This window comes from Arthrobacter sp. EM1, from assembly GCF_029964055.1.
Taxonomy (GTDB): Bacteria; Actinomycetota; Actinomycetes; order Actinomycetales; family Micrococcaceae; genus Arthrobacter.
Window position 1 is genome coordinate 490,435 of sequence record NZ_CP124836.1, and the last position, 20,547, is coordinate 510,981.

Here is a 20,547-nt window from a genome sequence, read left to right on the forward strand (position 1 = left end):
AGCAGCAGACGGCGTTGTCAGGTGCGACTACCTAATACCGCCTGCAAGTTATCGAACGACTCGGTCCATCCGTTGCGGTGCAAGGTCGACGACGGTTTCCCGGTCGCCTGGGGGAGCATCGGGCGTGCTGACGGAAGCGGCGCGGCCGGCACGGCGGCCCTGCGCTCAGGACGTTGGCCGGGTGCCAGCCACCCATTTTCCGAAGGACCAAAGCGGTCCATAATGGCCACATAAACTTCGGGGACTCCTCGCGCTGGTGGACGGGGTGGCGCGGCGTTCAAGGGTCCCAGGTGGCCGCCCCGGCTGGGCGCAAGGGGCAGTCACGGTCTCCGGACAAGGATTCCGGAGACCGAAACCGGGGTGGGCAACGCCATCCCTGCGCTCATCAACGCACTGAAGGGAATCATCATGCTCAAGGATTCAAACATCGTTGCTGTCCTCCCCGCGAAGGACATCAACAGGGCGAAGGCGTTCTACCGGGACAAGCTGGGAATCGAACCCGACGAATCCATGGAGGACGGCAGCATTAGGTACAGCTGCGGTCAAGGAACCCGCTTCCTCGTTTACCCGACGGATAATGCCGGGTCGGCCAAGAACACCCAGATGGGCTGGGAAACGGACAATCTCGAAGGCGAGATGGAGGAACTGCGAGGCCGCGGTGTCGTCTGCGAAGACTACGATTTTCCCGGGCTGAAGACGGAGAACGGCATCGCGACGGGATCCTGGGGGAAGGCAGCCTGGTTCCTGGATAGCGAGGGCAACATCATCAACATCGCCCAGCGCGCGTAGGCCGGAGTCTGGCTCCGATCAACGACGCAGGGCAACGCTGCTGCCCGAAGCAAAGGCGAAGTGATCCGGCTTCCGCGACCAAGGCGGGAGTCGGATTCAGCTGGCTAAGAGAGACTGCATTGTCGAGGCCCCGGAGGTTGGGATGACGGGTCGGCCGACCGTGAGCCAGGCGTCGGGGCTGCAGGGCGCTACCCGCTCGCTGGTTCGTCTCTAGTTCCCGCCCCGCAGATGCCGGTGGTGCAGCTCGTAGCTGTCGAACACTTCAGAAGAGGTGGTTCCTGAATGGCCGAACTTGCCGCGGAGGACGTCCGCGAGTCCGTCCAGCGCCGCGCGGAGCATCCGGCCGGCGAACTGGAGCTCAGGGTTGTCGCTGCGCTGGGCTTCGGATGCCAGGTCTTGGGCGTAGGCGACCGTGGCGGGCAAGGAGCCGCGCTGCTCAATTTCACGGAAGTAGTAGGTTTCATGGAAGGCAAGCAGATCTATGCTCACCAAGGCTATGTTTGCGGCGATTGACTCCAGTAGTCCGGCGGCGTGGGTGGGGTTCAGCGCCAGTACTCCCGCCGGACCTGCAGCCTCCCTGAACAAGTTCAGCTGGTGGGCAAGGGCTCGGCGGCGGTTCAGGGCCGGGAAAGTCTGCAGGATCCAAGTGACCGTTGCTGTCAGCAAGCCGAAACCGGTGACGGCCTCGAGGGCGACCAGCAGTCGGAGCAGCGGAGAGGCTGCGACGATATCGCCGAACCCCACGGTGGAGAGAGTGACCAGGGAAATGTAGAGCGCTTCGGCAAAATCGGCCTCAACTGGAACCCCGGTTCCGTAAACAAAGCCGTCCGTCAGATGAGGCAGGTACAGCAGTGCCCAGCCGATGGCCGCCGTTCCCGCCCAGGCGCCAATGACGGCTGCCATAGCCAAGGGCGCTGCGGTGGCGGAGCCCCGGCCGCGCAGTCTTCTGGATACCAGCCAGAATCCGCGCATGATCCCCCGGCCCACGGGACCGGAGCCGTGGGGATAAAGGAGCGTTCGAAAGACGTCGACGAGCATCAGCAGAACCAGCCCGGCCCCCAAAACCGTCCAGAGCGTATCCGCAAAGTCCATGCCTCATCTTATGGGCGTCGCCCAGGGCCCAGTGACAAACAGAGGGACCTCGCAGTGCTTAGTACGACGGCGGCACCGGGTCTTGGGTGCCGGCGTCGCCTGTGCGGCGGGTAGTGGCAGACCGTTGCCACGATGGCTCCAGCCGCGCAACACCCACGCCGCGTTGTTCGGCTGCAGCCAGCCGTCCTCGGCCAGTGGTTCGGCGCTGCGTTCGCAGATAAGAAGGTTCCCGGCCTCGAAGCGCCAGGTGCCGCCGTCGTTCACGGTGGAAGCTTCAGTCAGCGAGAAGTCGTGGTTCTGGCGTCACCCGCTTCGTGTTCGGCCGCGGCGTCATCGTCGCAGCCCGGGAAGCATTCGCCGATGCCCCAGACACGTTCCCCGAACATCTGGCCGTTCCTGTAGAGGCTCGCGACGAAGAGTGAGACGTGGACCAGAACCGAGCTCTTGCAGCCACGCAAGATGCCGCGAAGTTGACGGGTAACTGGATCGCAGGCACGGCCAACACCGGCGGGCTCGGTCGGCGGGAGCGTCGCAGGGTTGATCAAACGGAAAATGCGCGGCGAACAGTCGGTGGGCGGGTCTGAGGTGGGTAGCGAGGAACTGGTCGAGAAGTAACCCCGGAGGTTAGTGGGCTGCGGGTCGTCGGCTATCTCCTGACTAATCCGCTGCCTAAGTTCCGGTCGATGGTGCGCCACGGCGGGAGCGGACCTCCACGCAAGAGATGTCAGTCGGTTGCTATATGGTCTGTAAATGCCGCACTCAATCCTGTCCAAAGGTGGAAATTCGACTCTGCCAGCACACACCGGCGAAAGACTGTCAGTTGAGCTTAAATGGCAGTCTTTGAGTTCTAATTCTGATGTTGACCTTTTCCTGGTCATGGTCGACGCTGGTGGGCGCGTCCCTTCCAATGAGGCAGTCGTTTTCTACAATCAGCCGCGATATCTCGAGGGCGCGGTTGAATACCTCGGCAGGACATCTGCGCGGGCTGACAGCCAAGAACATTCAGCATCGATTTCGCTGGCCCAAATCCCTGCCGTTGTTCAGCGAATCGCAATAGCGGCCAGCTTGGATTCTCAGGAACGGGTCCTGGGCCAGTTGGGAGACCTGCGCCTGTTCATAAAGTCGCCTTCCGGCGTTTCCTTCGAAGTGCCGGCAGCGGATCTGTCGAATGAGAATGTGGCAGTAATAGGCGAAATTTACCGCAGGAACGGCGAGTGGAAGATCCGCAACGTCTCGCAAGGATGGACGGGTGGTCTCGAATCCTTCCTCGACCAGCATGGGGTGGCGCTGGGCGGTGAGGTTTCACCGGATCCCGCGCCCGATCACCCACGCCGGGAACCTGACAGCCACCGTATCAATGACCTTTATGACCTGGAACACCGGATACGCGAAAAGGAGGCGGTGCTGAGAGAACTCGAATCAGCGATTATCGAAACCCGGGAGATCAAGCTCCTCCAGGATCTAGGCATCTACGAGTTCGCGCACCCGCTGGATGACGCAGTTGAATATAAGGATCGCCTGAACCTGTTGCGCGCCAACGTGAAAGAAACCGCGAAGGAGCGGGGCGTGACGGGCGCTGCAAACTGGGCAGTTAACGGGAGCCTGCAAGACGGTGCCCGGATGGTTCGCGAGCAATGCCGGCTGATGCTGCGCGCCTACAATGCCGAAGCCGACAACTGCATCCGGACAGTCCGCAGCCACAACCTTGAGCCGGCCATGGCAAGGCTGACTCGGGCGAAAGAATCCATCCAAAAACTGGGCCGCAGCATGGCCATTCAGATCACAGGGGAGTATCACGAGCTCCGTCTCGCCGAAATCCAGCTCACAGCGGACTACCACCTGAAGGTCGCCGAAGAGCGGGAGACTCAGAGGGCCATCCGCGAGGAACTCCGTGAACAGGAAAAGGTCGAGCGGGAGCTCCAAAAGGCCAGGGAAAAGTTCGAAAAGGAACGCGACCAATATGAAGCGGCCCTGCAGATAGCGATCAGTAGCGGGGATGCTTCGGCCATAGCCATGATGCAGTCGCGGCTCGAACAAGCCGAACACAACCTTCGTGATATCGAAAACCGGGAAGCCAATGCCAAGGCCGGCTACGTCTACGTCATTTCGAATCTCGGTGCCTTCGGCGACCAGATTGTGAAGATCGGCATGACCCGCCGCCTTGAGCCAACGGAGCGAATCCGTGAACTCAGCGGCGCGGGGGTCCCGTTCCTCTACGACGTTCATGTTCTATTCTTCAGTGACGACGCCGCCGGTCTGGAGGGGCAACTGCACCGCGAATTCGAGGATCGCCGCGTCAATCGCGTCAACCTGCGCAGGGAGTTCTTCTACGCCACTCCGCACGAGGTCCGTGAAGCGGTGCGACGCATTGTCGGGGCCACAACACTCGAATTCAGGGAAGAAGCCGAAGCCTCAGAGTTTCGGCGCAGCATTTCAATGTCCAAGGGGGACTAGTGGGATTTAGAAAGAGCACGTCGTTCAAGGTGATGCCCGGAGTGCGCGTCCGGGTCTCCACTCGCGGAGTCGGCACCTACGTGGGCGGCCGCAAGATTTCGCCCAGAAAGGTCCCAGCTTCGCCAAGGACGGGTACTGCCAGAACGTCGACGACGGCTCCGGCGCAGGCGCCGGTCCGGCCAGGGATGTTCGCGCCGAAGGAGGAGAAGGCCCTTTTTGCCTTTCTCTCCCAGCCGGATGCCTTGAACCTAGAGGAGACCGTGCTGGCACACCCGCAATACGCATTGCTCGGAAACGCTTTGCTGGGCCTGCGGCACCTCATCCACGGACAGACGGACCGGGCTGTCGAGTATCTCCGTGCCGCGCTCTCCCTGGACGGAGAAGTGGAATCGCACGCATTCACCCGGAAGTATCTCTCCAGCTACCGGCTGACGCTCGGCATCGCCGGCGGCGTCTCAGTGGAGTTGCCACTTTCGCACGATGCCGTGACTCTCGCGCTTGCCGAAGGGCTGCAGATCCAGGGTCAGACCCGGACCGCTGTGTACTACGTCGAGGCTTTGGATCCGAGCTATCCCGCCTTGTTGAGCCTGGCTGACCTTTATGTCGAACTAGAAGACTGGCATGAGGTTCTTCGACTCACCAACGGCTTCGGCGTCGATTCCGAAATCACAGCCATGCTTGCCATCTTCCGGGCCAAATCACATCTGGCACTGGGTGAACTCGTCGCAGCCAAGGAATGCATCAAGCCGCTGACGGCGAGCAAGAAGTACGGGACCGGATTGCGCTTTCAGGCCTTGGCTCTGCGCTCCGAGATCAGTCTGACAGAGGGAGCATTCGCGCGCGCCACGGCGGACCTGGAGAAGATTCTGGCCGAAGACTCCAGCCTCCCGGGCCTTCGCGAGGCGCTTGCCCGGATCCAGCGGCGCCAACAGGAAATCGAACAAGAAAAATCCGATGCCATCCGGCAGAAGGCACGCGCTGCGGAGCAAAAGCGCGAGGAGGCCGAGCGTGCCAAGGAGGAGAAGCGCGCCGAAGCGGAGAGAGTCCGGGCAGAAAAAGCAGCCGCTAGAGATCGGTTGGCAGCCGAGCGGGCAGCCCCGAAGCCAGCCCTGCAGGCGGCCGTCATCGATCTGTCGTTCGATGAGGACGCCGACATTTCCGATGAGCCGGAATTAGCTCAGCCCGAAGCGGGGGGACTTGCGCCCGGCTTCTATCCCGACCCACAGGAAGTGGCGCCGTTCAGGTATTGGGACGGTTCAGCGTGGACGTCCCGAATCAGAATGAAACCGTAAGGAGTGTCGCCGGCCTGACGCGACCGGACTGACTGGCTGGCTTGCAAGGGCCGTCCACGTTCCTGAAGAAACGTGGACGGCCTTTTGCCTGCCTCGAGTTTCAGCCCCGCAGCACCCACGCCGCGTCGTTCGGCTGCAGCCAGCCGTCCTCGGTGAGGGGCGCGGCGCTGAGCAGCACGGAACCGGTGGGCAGCTGCACCGGTTCGCTCCCCATCGCGACGGCGACGAAGAAGTCCGCGCTGCGTTCGCAGATCAGCAGGTTCCCGGCCTCAACGCGCCAGGTGCCGCCGTCGTCCGGGCCGAAGACCTCGTTGTTCCACAGCAGCCGGCGCAGCCGTAGCGCGTTGGTGACCAAGGCAAGCGACGACGCCGGATCCTGCTGCTGGAGCTCGATCGCGTGCGTGCCCCATCCCGCCGGAATAGGCAGCCACGGCGTTGGTGACTTGACGGCCACAGTTTCGGCCCGCGAGAACCCGTGGCTCAGTGCCGCGTCCTCCGTCCACGGCAGCGGGACGCGGGCACCGTCGCGGGAGACCCCGCCGCGGGCCCACATCGGATCCACCCGGGATTCCATCGGGACGTCGACCTCAGGCAGTGCGAGCTCCTGGCCCTGGTAGAGATACGCAGGGCCAGGCAAAGCCACCAAAGCGGCCCTGGCCCGCAGGGCGCCAACATTCCCACCACCAAACCGGGTGACGGACCGGACGATGTCGTGGTTCTCCAGCGCCCACGTCGGCGTGGCGCCGTGCAGCAGGCGGGCAGCTTCGAGTTCAGTCCCCGCGGCGGCCCACGCCGCCGGATCCCAGCCGAGCTTCACAAACGCGAAGGCAAAGGCCTGCTGCATTTCATCGGCCCGGGTGTAGCGGGCGGCGCGGGCCGGTTCCAGGTTGACCTCGCCTACCAGCAGGCGGTGCGGTTGATACTTCTCGGCGAGGGTGCGCCAGCGGCGGTAGACCTCGTGGACTTCTTCCTGGTCCGAGACCTGCGGGTTGGACCGCAGCCCGTCCACCACTCCGCCGGTGGAGGGCGAGTCCGGCAGGCCGTCGGCCTTGAACAGGGCATGCGCGACGTCGATCCGGAGCCCGTCCACGCCCTTGTCGAACCAGAGGCGCAGCACGCCGTCGAAGTAGTCGCCGACGGCGGGGTTGCGCCAGTTCCAGTCCGGCTGCTCGGGGGAGAAGAGGTGCAGGTACCAGTCGGTGTCCGTCCCGGACCCTGGAACGGCTCGCCGTTGGGCCGCATGTGTGCTCTCGCGGCCGCCGATAGGCGTGGTCCCGGGAGAGGCCTACGACGGCGGCGCGTGGGTTCCAGCCGAAGGGACCCAGGAGCCGGAGTCAGCCGAGGTGAGCCCCCGCGTTCATCGGTAATCGGGTTTGTTGTGATCGGCCAGCACAGTGCTGCCGCCAGCCCACCTCGTGCCGCACGTCGGGCACTTGATGTACCACTCGTCGTTTCCGGGAAACTCGATCATCTCGCCCACGTCCTCACCGCTCGACGGGCACCACGCCTTCATGTCCTCCTCCTTTTGGAGGATCGCCTCTTGGATCATTATTAAGTCCAGGTCATCGTCGTCTCTGATCATGGTCGCGACCATACGCTGGGTGACCGACATCCAACCTCCGGGGCCGCCGCGGTCTGGACGGAACCGCCGAGGTGTCTGAGGTGGCTGCAGACTCCTGCCGGGAAGCGGACCCGCCCGGCGTGCCTGATTCCTTCCCGGCCCGCCGGGCTGACTAGCCAGCCACCGCCGCCTTCGCCGCCCGCGAGGCCTCCATCCACTCGCTCAGCCACGGGGCCCGGACGCTGGAGGTGATGCGGCAGTCGGCCACGAAGGTTCCCTTTGCGCCGGCATCGATCCAGTCCTGCAACGCGGAAAGGTCCGCCAGCGAGCGGATGATCGCCGATTCGGCACCAAGCGCCCGAGCGACGCCGCTGAAGTCCACCTCGGGGATCAGCATGGGCTTGTCGGTCAGGCCCTGGGAGCCGTACTGGTGGATTTCGGCTCCATAGGCGGCATCGTTGTAGATCACGACGACGGCGCTGCTCGCCGCGCCAATCAGCGATTCGAGGTCGGACAGGCCCATCAGGAAACCGCCGTCGCCGGAGGCCAGCACCAGGGTGCGGCCGGCCTCCACCGCGCGGGCTGCCCCGACGGCGCTGGCGAGGCCCAGCCCGATGGTCTGGTAGGCGGTCCCCACCATCACCAGGTCCTGGGGCCGCGGGATGTTCCAGTACATCGGTGCCCAGCCGAGGAAGTGCCCGCCGTCCTGGACCACCGTGCGGCGCTCCGGCAGCACGTCCTCCAACGCGGTGGCCAGGGAACGCGGGTCCAGCCGGCCGTCCGCGGTCTCCTCGGAGCCCGGGTGGTGGGCCGGTCCTTCGGCCAGCCGTTTGCGGGCTTCCGCGCGCCACGCTCCGCGGAAGCCGGCGTCCGGCGAGGCCGCGCCCTCAAGCATCCGCAGGAGGTGTCCGGCCGCGGACTTCGCGTCCGCGCTGACGAACGTATCCACCCGCGGGTGCGTCGGCTGCAGGGCGGTGTCGATCTGAATGACGGTGCTGTCCGGGCCGAGCAGGTGCCCGAACCGCATGGTGAAGGCGCTCAGGCTTGCCCCGGCCACGAGGACCACATCGGCCTCACCCATAATCCCGGCTGCGGTGTCCGTTCCGAAGCCGCCCGCCACGCCGAGGTATCCCTCGCCTTCGAGGAGGTTGAGCGCCAGGGCGGTTCCGGCGGTCACGGCGCCGAGCCGGTCGGCGAGCTCCCGGAGCTCCGGGGCGGCTCCGGCGAGGTGCGCGCCGCGGCCGGCGAGGATCAGCGGCCGCTTCGCCCCGGCGAGCAGGCGGGCTACCTGCCCAAGGCCGCCGTCGACGTCGTCCGTCACCGTTCGTGCCGGGGGTGCCGGAAGTTCCTCGTCCGCAGCCTCAAGGGCCGCAAGGTCGTAGGGGATGGCAATCACGACGGCGGTGCGCTGGGTGAGTGCGTACTCCACCGCCTGCCGGGTGATGGAACCCGCGGCGTCGCGGGTGACGGTGAACGTGGCGGCGCCGAGGCCTGCGGCGATGGCCGCCTGGTCCACGTCCCAGGGCCGGGCGCCGGTGGTGGGGGCGTCCCCGGTGACCAGCACCACGGGGATCTGCGCCTGGACCGCCTCGGCGAGGGCGGTCAGTGCATTGGTGTAGCCGGGGCCGTAGGTGGTGGTGCCCGCGGCGAGACGTCCCGACGTCCGGTAGTAGGCGTCGGCCGCGGCGATGGCGGCGCCCTCGTGCCGGACGGCGGAGAAGCGGAGGCCCAGCTTTTCCGCGGCGTCCAGGAAGTAGACGTTCCCGTTGCCCATCACGCCGAAGACATCGCTGAGATAGCTGCTGAGAATCTGCGCCACGCGGCCGGACACGGTGAGAGTAGTCATGCAGGAATCTTGTGCGCTGGTCCCCAGATAGGCAAGGGGGTCAGGTTTGGCTAGGAGATTTGGCAGGCACCAGATGCGCAATTGAAAATATGACCAATTGTGCCCTGCGTCACCCGCACTTAGCCGGCAGCGCGGGGCTCCTGCTCGGAGAGCCGGCTCAGCAGTCCGTCGTAGCGGGGCGGCATGAGTTCCAGCACGGAAATGGCCGTGCTCGTCCGTTGAATCCCCTCGATTTCCAGGATCTGGTTGGTGATGCGATAGAGATCCGCCGTGCCGCGTGCCACCACCTTGGCCATGAGGTCCGCGTCGCCGGTCGTGGCGTGAACCTCAATGACCTCCGGGATCGCGGCGAGCCCGTCTTCCACCGCACCTGTCCGGGTCTGGCTGATGGACAGGGAGAGGAAGGCCATCAGTTCATAGCCGAGTGCAGCGGGATCCAGTCGACGGCTGAAGGAGCGGAGGGCGCCGCTGCGCTCGAGCCGTGCCAGCCGGGCATGGACCGTGTTCCGTGCGACGCCGAGTGTCCGGGAGAGTGCCAGGGCGCTGGCCTCCGGATCCTTATCCAGGGCCAGGATGATCCTGCCGTCGAGTGAATCCAGGGTGCGGGAGTGCAGGATGGTCATATTTTCACCAGAGACAGTTGAAGTTGAGCAGAAGTCCCAATGGGTTGAGCGTACCTTGCATTGTGGGCGGAGTCACAACCATGATCAGTCCTCATGACCCGTGATCAGCTCCGCACCGCACCGGACACCGCACTCCCCACCCTTCGTGGCGCCGTGTCCGGCCTCCCGCCGTATGTCCCGGGCCGGCGCAGCGCAGGCACCGACATTGCTGCCCTTGCCAGCAACGAAAGCCACTACGAGGCGCTGCCCGCTGCCGCCGCCGCGGTGGCCGCAGCGGCCGGTACCATGAACCGCTACCCCGACAGTGCCGCCGTCGAACTCCGTGAACGGATCGCCAGGCACTTCGGCGTCACCGCCGGAGAGGTCGCGGTGGGACCCGGCAGCGTGGGCGTCCTCCAGCAGATCATCACCGGCCTGTGCGATGCCGGGGATGAAGTGATCTTCGCGTGGCGCTCCTTCGAGGCGTACCCCATCCTGGTGGAGCTGGCCGGCGCCCGGCCGGTCCGCGTTCCGCTGGACACCTTTGAAGGCCACGACCTCGATGCCATGGCCGCAGCCGTCACCGCCCGCACCAAGGTGATCCTGCTCTGCACCCCCAACAACCCGACCGGCGTGCCGATCAGCCACGAGCGCATCGAGGCCTTCCTGCGCTCTGTCCGTTCCGACATCCTTGTGGTGGTCGACGAGGCCTACGTGGAGTACGCCGAAGCGGGCAGCGGCCCCGATTCGCTGTCGCTCTACCGCCAGTTCCCGAACGTCTGCATCCTGCGCACCTTCTCGAAGGCCTACGGCCTCGCCGGCCTGCGCGTGGGCTACGCCGTGGCGGCGCCGGCCATCGCCGAGGGACTGCGGCGCACCGCCCTTCCCTTTTCGGTGAGTGCGCTGGCCCAGAAGGCTGCCATCGCGTCGCTGGACGCCGGGGAAGAGATGGAATCGCGGGTGACAGCCGTCAAGCAGGAGCGCGCCCGGATGGCCGCGCAGCTCGAAGCCCAGGGCTGGAAGCTGCCGCCGAGCCAGGGCAACTTCCTCTGGATCCGCGCGGATGAGAGCCTCCAGGCAAGGCTCGTGGACGCGTTTGACCGCGCGGGCATCATGGTCCGGGCCTACCGAGGTGACGGGGTGCGGATCACCGTTGCCGGCCCCGCCGCCAACAACCGCGTGCTCCGGGTTTTGGAAGCCCACGCAGCCTGAACACTCACTGACTCTTTACCAACCCGTTCCGCCTACAACCAGAGGATTCCCCATGGAACAACAGACAAAGACGTCTGGCCGCCCGCTCGGCGCCGCACTCAAACCCCGCCAGCTCACGATGATGGGCCTGGGAAGCGCCATCGGTGCGGGCCTGTTCATCGGCTCCGGGGCCGGCATCCAGGCCGCCGGCCCGGCCGTGCTGATCTCCTACCTGGTGGCCGGCACTCTCATCATCCTGGTGATGTGGGCCCTCGGCGAAATGGCCGCAGCCAACCCGGACAGCGGAGCCTTCTCCGTCTATACCGCCAAGGCCTACGGGCCGGTGGCCGGTGCCACTGTGGGGTGGCTCTGGTGGCTGCAGCTCGTGGTGGTCATCGCCGCCGAAGCGCTCGGCGCGGCAGGCCTGCTGGCCACCATCTTCCCGGCCCTGCCGGTGTGGCTGATGGCCTTCGTGTTCATCGTGCTGCTCACCGCCGTGAACCTCACCAGTGTGAAGAACTTCGGCGAGTTTGAGTTCTGGTTCGCCCTGCTCAAGGTGGCAGCAATCGTCGGGTTCCTCCTGGTGGGCGCAGCCCTGCTCTTCGGCTGGCTGCCGGGAGTGCAGTCGCCGGGCCTGTCCAACTTCACCGGTGCCGGCTTCGCACCCAGCGGTTTCGCCGGGATTGCCACAGCACTGTTCGTGGTGGCCTTCGCGTTCGGCGGCACCGAGATTGTCTCCGTGGCGGCAGCTGAGACCGCCGAGCCGGCCCGCAGCGTGAAGAAAGCGGTCCGCACGGTGCTGTGGCGCATTCTGGTTTTCTACATCGCTTCCATCTTTATTATTGCGGCAGTGGTCCCCGTGGGTTCGGCGGGGCTGAAGAGCCCGTTCGCGGCGGTACTGGACGCCGCCGGCATGCCCGGTGCTGCCACCGCCATCACCCTGGTGGCCGTGGCGGCACTGCTCTCCGCGCTCAACGCCAACCTCTACGGCGCCTCCCGGATGGCGTTCTCCCTCGCCGAGCGGGGCGACGCGCCGCGCCTGCTCGCCTCGGTGTCCAAGGCACGGGTCCCGGTTATCGCAGTCCTGGCCAGCGTCGCCTTCGGCGTTGTCACGGTCGGGCTGGAGCTGGCGTTCCCCGATCAAGTCCTTCCCGTCCTGCTCAACATTGTGGGCTCGACCTGCCTGCTGGTGTGGACGTCTGCGCTCCTGGCCCAGCTCGCGCTGCGGCTCCGCGCCGACCGCGAGGGGACGGAGCTTCCCCTGCGGATGCCCGGCTTCCCGTGGCTGACGGGCTTTGGCTTGCTCATCCTCGCGGCGATCTTCACGGTGGGCTTCATCGGCGAGGACTCACGCCCCCAGCTGCTGAGCACTTTCTCGCTTGTGGCGCTGCTGGCGGTGGCGAACTGGGTGCACCAGCGGAACCGGAAGGTTGTGCCGGTTGTGGAGTCTTCGGACGGTGCCAAGGAGCCAGTGCTCATCGACTGAACCAGGTGCTCTGAACCCACTTCGAGGGTTCGGTGCACGCGGAGGGCGCGTCCGGCTTTGCCCGGACGCGCCCCTCTGGCAATGCTTGCCGGGCATTGTTCCGACGGCGGCAGGACTGACGGTGGGTAGCGGCTCTTCATCGACAGGTACCGGGGCGTGCCCCCCAAGTGTGCCTTGTCCGGAGCTCTCGGACCTAGCAATTCTTCACTTTAGGGAGGTTGTTCGGCTGCAGCCAGCCGTCTTCGTCCAGTGGCGCAGCGCTGAGCGCACCGTACCGCGGTAGCTCCGACCCCGCCCAAAACGCCAGCACCGGCCAGAACCCCAGCCCCCAGCCGCATCGGATGCGCTTACGTGCACTGGCAGGCGATACCCTCCGGACCCGTGACACGAGTTCTTCCTCCAGTGCCCTGCTGAACCGGTCATCGACTCGAAGCTCATTCATGACCGTGCTCCTTCCAAAACCGTCGTTGGGGTGGGAATAGGATGTGTGCCGGGAATGGCGACCTTCATGCGCTTGCGTGCCCGGTGCATCCGAGTTTTGGCCGACCCGGGCGTCAGCCCAAGAATGGCTGCAGCGGCGATGGTGAATTCCTCGAAAACCACCAGGCTCACCAAGTGCAGATCCGTGGAGTTCAAAGCCCCGAGGGCCCTGGCGAGATCCTTATCCAGCGCGTCCCGGTGGCCGTGAAAGACGTCGTCGCCCATTGGATCGGACGTTTCGGATCTTCTGGGAAGGGAATCCAAGAGCCGCCCGTAGCGCAGCGCCGCCCGCCCGCTTTTCCGTGCAGTGTTCGTTGTCGTGACGAGCAACCAAGGAAGGACGAATCCTTCCACCACCCGCAATTTGGCCCGGCGCCTCCAGAGTTCAAGGAAGGCCGTGGCCATGATGTCCTCGGCATCCTGTCGGTCCCCGGAAAGCCGATAGGCATGACGGAAAATCCTGTCGCGGTACCGGATGTACAAAACCCTGAAGGCCCCGCCATCGCCCTTGATGCCGCGAGACCATAGCCTCTCATTATCGAATTCAAGGTTCCCCATGCCCTGTATTGTTCGCGACCGGCCAAAAGGTTACACAACAACGCAAGAAATTTTGAGAAGCACGAAAACGCTCTACTCAAGGTTCCTGCAACACAGCGCGGGCAGTCCTTTTCCGACCAGACGGCAAAAAATGAGATGGCTACTGCGCGCATTCGCTGGCGTTGGTCAACAGGGTCGTAAGTGGTCCTGGATCAGGGTGACATACTCACTGAGGGTTACCTTGACAAGTGACGTGGCCGCGCGATGCCAGAAACCGTTTTGAAACTGGCCCTAGGGAGATCCCGAAGTGGGAAACGCGTACTGGAGCCCTTTCCCGACTAGGTACTTACGAACCGCCTTCGCTTAGCCGATGGCACGGAGCTGATTAGCAGGGATTTTCTGAGGTGCCTGCCGGCGGCCACAGGAGTGTGGACGGCCGCGTGATACGTCATTGAGTCCGCTCACGGTAAAGCAGGCGACGGATGTCCTCCACTAGGGATGTGCGCGCCTCTTCCATTCTGAAATCTATCTCGTCTGACGGAATCCGCAGCACGGGTGCTGTTGTCTTCAGAAGGAACTCTCTGCGTGCATTGGCCACCGCTGTGAGGTATTCAGCTTCGGGAACCCGATCTGCAGGTCGACCCCGCGCTCTAACCCTGTCGAGAAGAACGTCAGGCGGGGCGTCGAGCCATATGTAGAGATCCGCGATTGATCCATGGGCAGCCCCAAGCTCCCCAAGCAGTTTCGTCTCCTCGTCGTCGAGCCAGCCATTAGCCCTAAAGACCGGGGTGTGCACGTCCACGACTTCTTCCACCGAGTGGTCGGCCACTAGTCCACCCGCCCCTGGTCGGCAGTGCAGTGAGTTGACGGCTTCGTTGATGTACCAGACTTGGTTAGCAAAGCACCATCGCTGAGGCTCTTCCGACATCCGTGGAAGGAAAGGGTTCGATTCTGGATTCTCCCTAGCCAAAGTAAGATCGAGATCATTAGCCAAGGCATGCGCCAAAGTGGACTTTCCAGCGGCAATACTCCCCAGGATTTTTATCACAGTGACCGTCACCGGATGCGCCTCCTGCCGGAGCGCGGGCGGATCGATTTCCAAGAGATGTTTGTCGCAGCTAGCGTCAACGTAAGAAATGCGGCATTTGCCACCAATCCCAATCCGACGGAGACCCACAAGTTCAACCGATCTTCCTGTTGGAAGTTGAGAGCAATGATTCCGATGAGCAAAGTGAAATAGATTACGGACCAGAGCAGGATCCTTCGCTCGTACGCGAACACTCGTTTGATGACAGCGCCGAGGCCTGGGCCGTAGGAGCTTTCGACCTCCTCTACAACGCTCCCGATTCTCTCGTCCCTGCGGATTTCCTCATCAGTGAGCTTGAATTTTGTTTGGATCGGCCAGATTTCGGTTTCATAACCGTGCTGACCGCTATATGGGCGCTCCACCGGTTGGTCAAGCGCAACGAACTCGATTTTCGCGATGGGAGTCGCTTTCGGAATCGAAAGGTAGTCGTTTGATGCGTTGATCATCACAATGCCGAGTCGGCCCGTGAAGCCCGGATCAGCGTATGTATTGACAGGAATTAGTCCGAGGCTGAATAGTTGGCCCTTGCTGAGAACTCGACCCAGCGTTGAAGCGTTTAGAGCGAGCGACTCCATCGTGATCAGGACTAGCATCTGCTTTGGCTTGAGAAGGATATGTTCGTCCTCACCAACCGTCCGCGGTCGATCAGGGCTTGCGAGATCATAATATGTTGACGAAGCGCGGAGCTCGTAACAAGCCTGCCTCACCCGGTTGACATCGAACTCTGCCGCAATGAGCTCTCCCTGATTCGCATGGTCGATAATCTCGCGATCAGTCAGTGTCCCGTAAACCATTACAACTCCTCGCTGCATAGGGGGCGCGCAGCGGGAAGGTTCCACGCTCAGTCTGCACACTGCTACCTTATTGGCGGTTCTACGTTTTGAATAACCGCCGGGTTTAGGGGTTGTCGAGTTGACTAGTCGGCTTCTTTCGCCGTCGCCAATTGTCAGGGTGGCAGACGGATCTGGGTAAAGCAGCGCACTCAGAGCACGGAAAGGCTCTTCGAAGCACGAACGGGTTTCCTGATCTCACTGTGGTTCAGGTCCGTTGCCAACGCGTGCTTTCACGAGCACTAGCTCCCTAGACCTTGGAGACGGAAAACCGAGGCCCGCAACCCAGGTCAACGGAGTGGATCATCCGCCACCCACCAACCAGAGACCTGTCGTAACCGATGGGGGAGGGGGGTTCCGACCTGGATGTGCGCATGCCAGCTTATCCCCGAAGACCGGTGGTGAGTTGAGCCACCCAATCGGCTCGTTGGCCCGGCGGTTCGAACTTACCGGCTGGGGAGTGCTGACCTGATGATATCTGGCAACTGTCCGGGCTGACGCCGCCGAGTCCTTGCCCGGTGTCCGGGCACAAGCGCTAAGAACATGTTTTCTGAGCGGCTATCCGGTTTGCGCCGACACCGTCAAAATGATGCCGCCTGCATTTTGTTGCATAGCAAACGACTGGCCAAACTCGTGGCCGCAATATTCACGAGAATACACCCGCTCAGGGGGCAAACGACGCCGTTGTGAGTGCGATTGCAGAGTGGACAAGGACCTTGCCGTTACCGCGGCCCATTCGCGCCGAACGGGTCGGTGGCGGGTCACATGACCACGGGGCTGGGGCGCGGGCGCCCGGACCAAGGAGCGCCACGAATACCACTTCCCTTGCGGCGGCGGCCGGATCGTCGAAGGGCATGACAATGTGCCGGGTTTCCGAGAGCACGACGTCTGGATCGAGTGCGAAAGGTGCCGCGCGGAGTGGCGCGTCGTCGAAGCAAAGCGGTGAGGGAGTGGGGCTGTTGCCTTCGGCCTCAGGTCTTACGACGAACGGACTATTGTCGGTCATCCCGGCAAGGTTCGATTCTCGTAAGCGATGAGCAGAGCGTGCGCCCTTCATGACGCGGAAACTGCAGAGCGTACGCCAGGGCCTGCGCGTCTACCGCCGGTCGGACTGAAGGGCCCCAAGTATCGTACGCATTACCTGCGTGCGAAAATTGATCCGCACGCAGATAATACGTACACTAATTCTGTGAACAGAGATCTTGGGCAGCTGATCCGTGAACGGCGTGAGGCGTTGGGGCTGGATCAGGCGACGCTCGCAGCCAATCTGGACGTGGGCCAGCAAGCCGTCAGCGGATGGGAGAACGGTCGCTCTCGGCCACGGCGCTCGACGCTGGATGATGTCGCGGGCATTCTTGAAGTCGATCTCGATACTCTCATCGATGCTGGTGGATATCGGCCGCCGGCGCCGGCCATTCGGTTCCCGGTCCGGCCTCTGACACGTGCTCTCCCCCTCGATGAACTGACTGAGGAACGGTTTGAGGACCTGCTCACCGAAGTGGTGGCCACGTTGCACCAGGACGGGCATGCGAGCAGATACGGCAGTCGTGGACATAAACAGCACGGAATCGACATTCTCGTCACTGCTAACGGGACGAACCTCGCCACCGGCCAGTGCAAGCGCCACAGAGAGTTCGGCCGGGCCGCTGTAGAGAGGGCTATCAACGAGGTCACGATCGCCGCTCCCAAAAACTATCTGTTCCTATCTCGCCTGGTAGCCACCCCTGCCGCGCGGAAGGAGGCAGGGAAGCACGCGACCTGGGAACTGTGGGACGGTGAGGACATCTCTCGCCACATCCGGAACCTTCCGCGCGAGCGGGCCGTACGGATCGTCGATACCTACTTCCCGGGTCACCGGGAGTCTTTCCTTGGCATTTCGGCCCCTGGCCCCTGGCTCCTGCCGGAGGAGCACTTCGGCGGCATCCGTGGCACGGTCTTCAACCACGAGTGGCACCTAGTCGGACGGCAGGCCCAACTGGACCAACTGGTGGGCGCGGCCCACCAGAGCGAGGCGGCCGTCGCGTTCTTGACCGGTGCTGGCGGCGTCGGAAAGACGAGACTCCTCAAGGCCTTTGCCGACACCGCGTCAGCAGGCGCCCAGGTCCGGATATTGCCCGGCAACGTGCAAGTGAGCGCGGCCGACTTCGAACTACTGCCCTATGACCGCGACCTCACGATCATCATCGACGATGCCCATGAGATCGACGAGGTCACCGGCATCGTTGCTGGCATTTGGCGGCGCAACGCAAATACGAAGGTTATCCTCGCTACTCGGCCTCATGGGTTGCGCACTTTAAAGGAGGAAATGGCACGCCACGGACTGCTTCCCGTGCCACATACCGAGGTTGTGCTCGGAGACCTTGAGTTCGACGAGGCCGTGGCTCTGGCGCATGAAGCGCTTGGCGGAGCAGCGTCCCCAGCCGTCGCGCGTCGGCTCGCCGGGCTCACCACGGACTCTCCGCTGGTGACCGTCGTCGGGGGCGTCTTGATAAAGGAGGGCCGGCTTGAGCCGACGGCGTTGGAGCAGGACGACAACGTTCGACTTCACATCATGCGGGGGTTTCGCGATGCTCTGGTGAATGATCCGTTGTCGTATGACCCGCCGATCCGACGCGCAGTATTGGATGCAGTCTCTGCCCTACAGCCGTTCCGCACCAACGACGAAGCTGCGCGCACATCGCTGAGCGCGATCGTGGGCAAGCCGTACGACGAGTTGCACAAGCACTTGCGGAGCCTGGAGAACGCCGGAATCCTACGGCGGCGCGGCGAGGCTCTGCGAATCGTCCCCGATCTCTTGGGCGACGTGATCCTGACCGAAGCTGCATTTGACGAAATCAACCCGCTCGGCACCGGTTACCTTTCGCGTGTCGAGCAGTTGGTCACGGAGAGTAGCGTCGAGCACCTGTTCGTCAACGTGAGCCGCGTGGACTGGCAGGTTCGTAACCTGCGTGAGGATGCACCGAGCCTCGCTGACTCTCTGTGGGTTGCTTTCCGGGCCCGTGTTGAAGCTGCCGACGCATTCGACCGACGCAGCCTCGCCGAGACGTTGGCCAAAGTCGCGTACTTCCAGCCCACCCGCACTCTTGAACTGACCCGATGGTTAATCGACAACCCCACGGATCGTCTCGACGGCGAGCATGCCGCTTGGCGAAATCTGCTCGCGGTGGACTATGACGGCGTCCTAGAGGCGTTGCCGGCGGCGATCAAGCTCGCAGCGTTGACCGAAGAGACGCTCCCGGAGGCGCTTGCACAGTTGTGGGAGCTGGCACAGCGCGATAAGCGCCTCACCAATCCGCATCCGAGTCATCCGCTTCGGGTCTTGTGTGAACTGGCTGAGTTCGGGGTCGGGAAGCCGATCTGGTTTAGCGACCTGATCGTCGACATTGCTTCAACATGGTTCGTAGATGGTCAGATGCTGTCTCCGTTTGACGTTCTCGAGCCGATGCTCGCGACGGAAGGAGATGAATCTTCCGTTCGCGGCCACACAATCACGTTTAAGCCTTTCGCGCTGGATCCCCAAAGCATCATGAGGGTTCGGCAACGGGTCATCGACCTGGCCTTCGAGGAACTGGGTTCCCCCGACCTGCGACGTTCGGGAGGTGCAGCGAAGGCCTTAAAGTCCGCTGTTCAGCTCCCGACGGGGCGCTTCGGCCGTGAGGTATCGATAGATGAATTGGCCGGGTGGATTCCGGGCATTGTCGAGACCATTAACCGCCTTGGCGCCAGAGCTGCGGCCGGCGATCTGGATCCTGCGGTTCTCGTCGCTGTCCGTGACGCTCTGTTCTGGCACGACAGTTACGGGTCCGGCCCGACTCACGAGGCCGCCCAGCGAGTCGTCGAGTCGTTTCCGGATGACGTCGAGGCTCTGCTTGGTCTAATGGTCCATGACGGATGGGGCCGCCTGGTGCGCAACAGTGGCGACAACTTCGAGGCGATGGAAGCCAAACGCTTGGAACTCACTGGGCAGGTGGTTGAAGCCTTTAAGTCCCACGCGGACGAGGAGGTAGTCGAGCTGCTGGTCGCGCGGCTCAGCGCCGACCGGGAAGTCTTTGGCGCGACCGAGGGCCAGCCGGGACCCTTGGTGCAGGGCCTGATCAACGCCCGCCCGACTCTCGCACCCGCGATGCTGGCGAAACTGCGGGACGCCTCTGGAACCACCGATCTCGATCCGGTCCTTCCGGTCGTCCTCGGCACATTCGCCACGCACGATCCTGCAGCGGCACTCCTGAACACCCAAGTTCTGCTTGGCGGACCGTCACTAGATCGCCGACGGTCCGTAAGCCAGGCGATCGGTTGGAACCGAGGCCTTCGCGAGCTACATCCCGGAGAGCTCGATCTGCTGCTGGAACTGGCCTCGGACACCGATGTAGTCATACGACGAAACGTGGTCCGGGCGGCTCAACTGCTGGTGAGAAGTCAGAAGGCAGAAGCGGTCCGTTTGCTCGCACGTCTCCGATTCGGCGATAGCCAAAGCCTGGCTGACGACTACTTCATGTCGTTCCGCCTTGACGCCGGCATCGCATGGGATGACTTCTCAGACGCCGAACTCGATCTAATTCGCCAAGACCTCGTCACGTTGCCCGGTATCGGCGAGTACTCGGTGTCACAGGCACTTGCGGATCGATCGCAAACGAACCCGGAGTGGGTCGTCCGACTTCTCCAAGAGCGGGTTGAGTTCGCCGAGAGTCTCGACTCAATCCGCGATTACCAAGCGCTCCCGTACTCCTGGGACAATGACTTGCGGATTCGAGACACACCAGCCTTCCTAGCGAGCCTGAGCGGCATTCTGGCTTGGATCGCGGAGAAGCTCGACTCATGGCCCCGACGCAAGATGGGGGCCGATCTCTTTTGCGCGGTGGCGGTCAAGTACGACGACCAGGTGCTGGATCTTCTTAGGAAGGCCCTCTCCGGCGGCACGGAGAGCTCGGTACGAGCTGTAGCAGCTGTCCTCCACGAGGCTCCCCGGACCTTTATTTGGGACCAACCCGAATTCGTGCGCGTGGCGTTGCACATAGCCGACAAGCTCGGCGATGACGCACGCCACGAGATGATGGGAGCCCTGTGGTCCGCCACCATCTCCGGTGGACGGAGCGGCACCCCCGGTGAGCCTTTCCAGGAGACGATCGAGCAGCGAGACAGGTCGCGAGCTCTCGCAAAGGACTTACCGGCTGGATCCATCGAGAGACGGTTCTACTCCGATATGGCGAAGTCGGCAGACAGGGACGTTCAGCGCGAGATCGAAGATGACTTGCCCACCGACGGGCGCAGTTGGTAGAGGGACCTGAATGTCCGGTAAGCAT

At 63.4% G+C, this 20,547-nt stretch carries 16 protein-coding genes; 6 read left to right on the forward strand and 10 right to left on the reverse strand.

All coding sequences use genetic code 11. From position 1 onward, the window contains the following. Nucleotides 1-408 precede the first annotated feature (408 nt). The gene (locus tag QI450_RS02295; protein ID WP_226774106.1) at nt 409-789 is read left to right on the forward strand and encodes a VOC family protein; all 381 of its coding nucleotides are present in this window, start codon (nt 409-411) and stop codon (nt 787-789) included. A gap of 210 nt (nt 790-999) precedes the next feature. Here QI450_RS02295 and QI450_RS02300 read toward each other — a convergent pair whose 3' ends face one another. Continuing rightward, the gene (locus QI450_RS02300) at nt 1,000-1,881 is read right to left on the reverse strand and encodes a potassium channel family protein (protein ID WP_226774085.1); all 882 of its coding nucleotides are present in this window, start codon (nt 1,879-1,881) and stop codon (nt 1,000-1,002) included. Nucleotides 1,882-2,631: 750 nt separating this feature from the next. Between QI450_RS02300 and QI450_RS02305 the strand changes: the two genes are divergently transcribed. Next, the gene (locus tag QI450_RS02305; RefSeq protein ID WP_226774084.1) at nt 2,632-4,335 is read left to right on the forward strand and encodes a DUF4041 domain-containing protein; all 1,704 of its coding nucleotides are present in this window, start codon (nt 2,632-2,634) and stop codon (nt 4,333-4,335) included. Next, a complete protein-coding gene (locus QI450_RS02310; RefSeq protein WP_226774083.1) occupies nt 4,335-5,627 on the forward strand; it encodes a DUF2510 domain-containing protein in 1,293 nt (430 codons plus the stop codon). The genes QI450_RS02305 and QI450_RS02310 overlap by 1 nt, the downstream gene beginning before the upstream one ends. Nucleotides 5,628-5,727: 100 nt before the next feature. Here the strand turns inward: QI450_RS02310 and QI450_RS02315 are convergent, their stop codons facing one another. The 4 genes from QI450_RS02315 to QI450_RS02330 form a co-directional block, all read right to left on the reverse strand. Next, nucleotides 5,728-6,891 carry an alpha-amylase family glycosyl hydrolase gene (locus tag QI450_RS02315; RefSeq protein ID WP_226774105.1) on the reverse strand — a complete coding sequence of 388 codons (1,164 nt, stop codon included), beginning with the start codon at nt 6,889-6,891 and terminating at the stop codon, nt 5,728-5,730. A 93-nt stretch (nt 6,892-6,984) separates the two neighbouring features. Further along, the gene (locus QI450_RS02320; RefSeq protein WP_226774082.1) at nt 6,985-7,209 is read right to left on the reverse strand and encodes a hypothetical protein; all 225 of its coding nucleotides are present in this window, start codon (nt 7,207-7,209) and stop codon (nt 6,985-6,987) included. 151 nt (nt 7,210-7,360) lie between these two features. Then, entirely contained in the window at nt 7,361-9,034 is a 1,674-nt protein-coding gene (locus QI450_RS02325; RefSeq protein WP_226774081.1) for a thiamine pyrophosphate-binding protein, read from the reverse strand. A gap of 119 nt (nt 9,035-9,153) precedes the next feature. Further along, on the reverse strand, nt 9,154-9,657 hold the full coding sequence (locus tag QI450_RS02330; protein ID WP_226774080.1) for an Lrp/AsnC family transcriptional regulator: 504 nt from the start codon (nt 9,655-9,657) through the stop codon (nt 9,154-9,156). Nucleotides 9,658-9,750: 93 nt separating this feature from the next. Between QI450_RS02330 and hisC the strand changes: the two genes are divergently transcribed. After that, nucleotides 9,751-10,848 carry a histidinol-phosphate transaminase gene (hisC, locus tag QI450_RS02335; RefSeq protein WP_226774079.1) on the forward strand — a complete coding sequence of 366 codons (1,098 nt, stop codon included), beginning with the start codon at nt 9,751-9,753 and terminating at the stop codon, nt 10,846-10,848. Between the two features lie 52 nt (nt 10,849-10,900). Next, a complete protein-coding gene (locus QI450_RS02340) occupies nt 10,901-12,313 on the forward strand; it encodes an amino acid permease (protein ID WP_226774078.1) in 1,413 nt (470 codons plus the stop codon). A gap of 193 nt (nt 12,314-12,506) precedes the next feature. Here QI450_RS02340 and QI450_RS02345 read toward each other — a convergent pair whose 3' ends face one another. The 5 genes from QI450_RS02345 to QI450_RS02365 all read right to left on the reverse strand — a co-directional run bounded on the left by QI450_RS02345 (nt 12,507) and on the right by QI450_RS02365 (nt 16,253). Next, nucleotides 12,507-12,755, reverse strand: coding sequence for a hypothetical protein (locus tag QI450_RS02345; RefSeq protein ID WP_226774077.1), 249 nt, complete (start codon nt 12,753-12,755; stop codon nt 12,507-12,509). Continuing rightward, nucleotides 12,752-13,351 carry a sigma-70 family RNA polymerase sigma factor gene (locus QI450_RS02350; RefSeq protein WP_226774076.1) on the reverse strand — a complete coding sequence of 200 codons (600 nt, stop codon included), beginning with the start codon at nt 13,349-13,351 and terminating at the stop codon, nt 12,752-12,754. The genes QI450_RS02345 and QI450_RS02350 overlap by 4 nt, the downstream gene beginning before the upstream one ends. A gap of 427 nt (nt 13,352-13,778) precedes the next feature. Continuing rightward, complete coding sequence (locus tag QI450_RS02355; protein WP_226774075.1) at nt 13,779-14,390, reverse strand: deoxynucleoside kinase; 612 nt, start codon at nt 14,388-14,390, stop codon at nt 13,779-13,781. Further along, nucleotides 14,387-15,211, reverse strand: coding sequence for a hypothetical protein (locus QI450_RS02360; RefSeq protein ID WP_226774074.1), 825 nt, complete (start codon nt 15,209-15,211; stop codon nt 14,387-14,389). Before QI450_RS02360 ends, QI450_RS02355 begins: the two co-directional genes overlap by 4 nt. Nucleotides 15,212-15,911: 700 nt before the next feature. After that, complete coding sequence (locus QI450_RS02365; RefSeq protein WP_282468088.1) at nt 15,912-16,253, reverse strand: hypothetical protein; 342 nt, start codon at nt 16,251-16,253, stop codon at nt 15,912-15,914. A gap of 183 nt (nt 16,254-16,436) precedes the next feature. On the opposite strand from QI450_RS02365, the gene QI450_RS02370 reads away from it, so the two are divergent. Beyond that, nucleotides 16,437-20,522 carry a helix-turn-helix domain-containing protein gene (locus QI450_RS02370; protein ID WP_226774073.1) on the forward strand — a complete coding sequence of 1,362 codons (4,086 nt, stop codon included), beginning with the start codon at nt 16,437-16,439 and terminating at the stop codon, nt 20,520-20,522. The last annotated feature ends 25 nt before the right edge of the window (nt 20,523-20,547 follow it).

Excerpts from the sequence above, each read along its gene's own strand:
- QI450_RS02295 (WP_226774106.1), top strand. The coding sequence starts at position 409 with ATGCTCAAGGATTCAAACATCGTTGCTGTCCTCCCCGCGAAGGACATC.
- QI450_RS02300 (WP_226774085.1), bottom strand. The coding sequence starts at position 1,881 with ATGGACTTTGCGGATACGCTCTGGACGGTTTTGGGGGCCGGGCTGGTT.
- QI450_RS02305 (WP_226774084.1), top strand. The coding sequence starts at position 2,632 with ATGCCGCACTCAATCCTGTCCAAAGGTGGAAATTCGACTCTGCCAGCA.
- QI450_RS02320 (WP_226774082.1), bottom strand. The coding sequence starts at position 7,209 with ATGATCAGAGACGACGATGACCTGGACTTAATAATGATCCAAGAGGCG.
- QI450_RS02325 (WP_226774081.1), bottom strand. The coding sequence starts at position 9,034 with ATGACTACTCTCACCGTGTCCGGCCGCGTGGCGCAGATTCTCAGCAGC.
- QI450_RS02330 (WP_226774080.1), bottom strand. The coding sequence starts at position 9,657 with ATGACCATCCTGCACTCCCGCACCCTGGATTCACTCGACGGCAGGATC.
- hisC (WP_226774079.1), top strand. The coding sequence starts at position 9,751 with ATGACCCGTGATCAGCTCCGCACCGCACCGGACACCGCACTCCCCACC.
- QI450_RS02340 (WP_226774078.1), top strand. The coding sequence starts at position 10,901 with ATGGAACAACAGACAAAGACGTCTGGCCGCCCGCTCGGCGCCGCACTC.
- QI450_RS02345 (WP_226774077.1), bottom strand. The coding sequence starts at position 12,755 with ATGAATGAGCTTCGAGTCGATGACCGGTTCAGCAGGGCACTGGAGGAA.
- QI450_RS02350 (WP_226774076.1), bottom strand. The coding sequence starts at position 13,351 with ATGGGGAACCTTGAATTCGATAATGAGAGGCTATGGTCTCGCGGCATC.
- QI450_RS02360 (WP_226774074.1), bottom strand. The coding sequence starts at position 15,211 with ATGGTTTACGGGACACTGACTGATCGCGAGATTATCGACCATGCGAAT.
- QI450_RS02365 (WP_282468088.1), bottom strand. The coding sequence starts at position 16,253 with ATGACCGACAATAGTCCGTTCGTCGTAAGACCTGAGGCCGAAGGCAAC.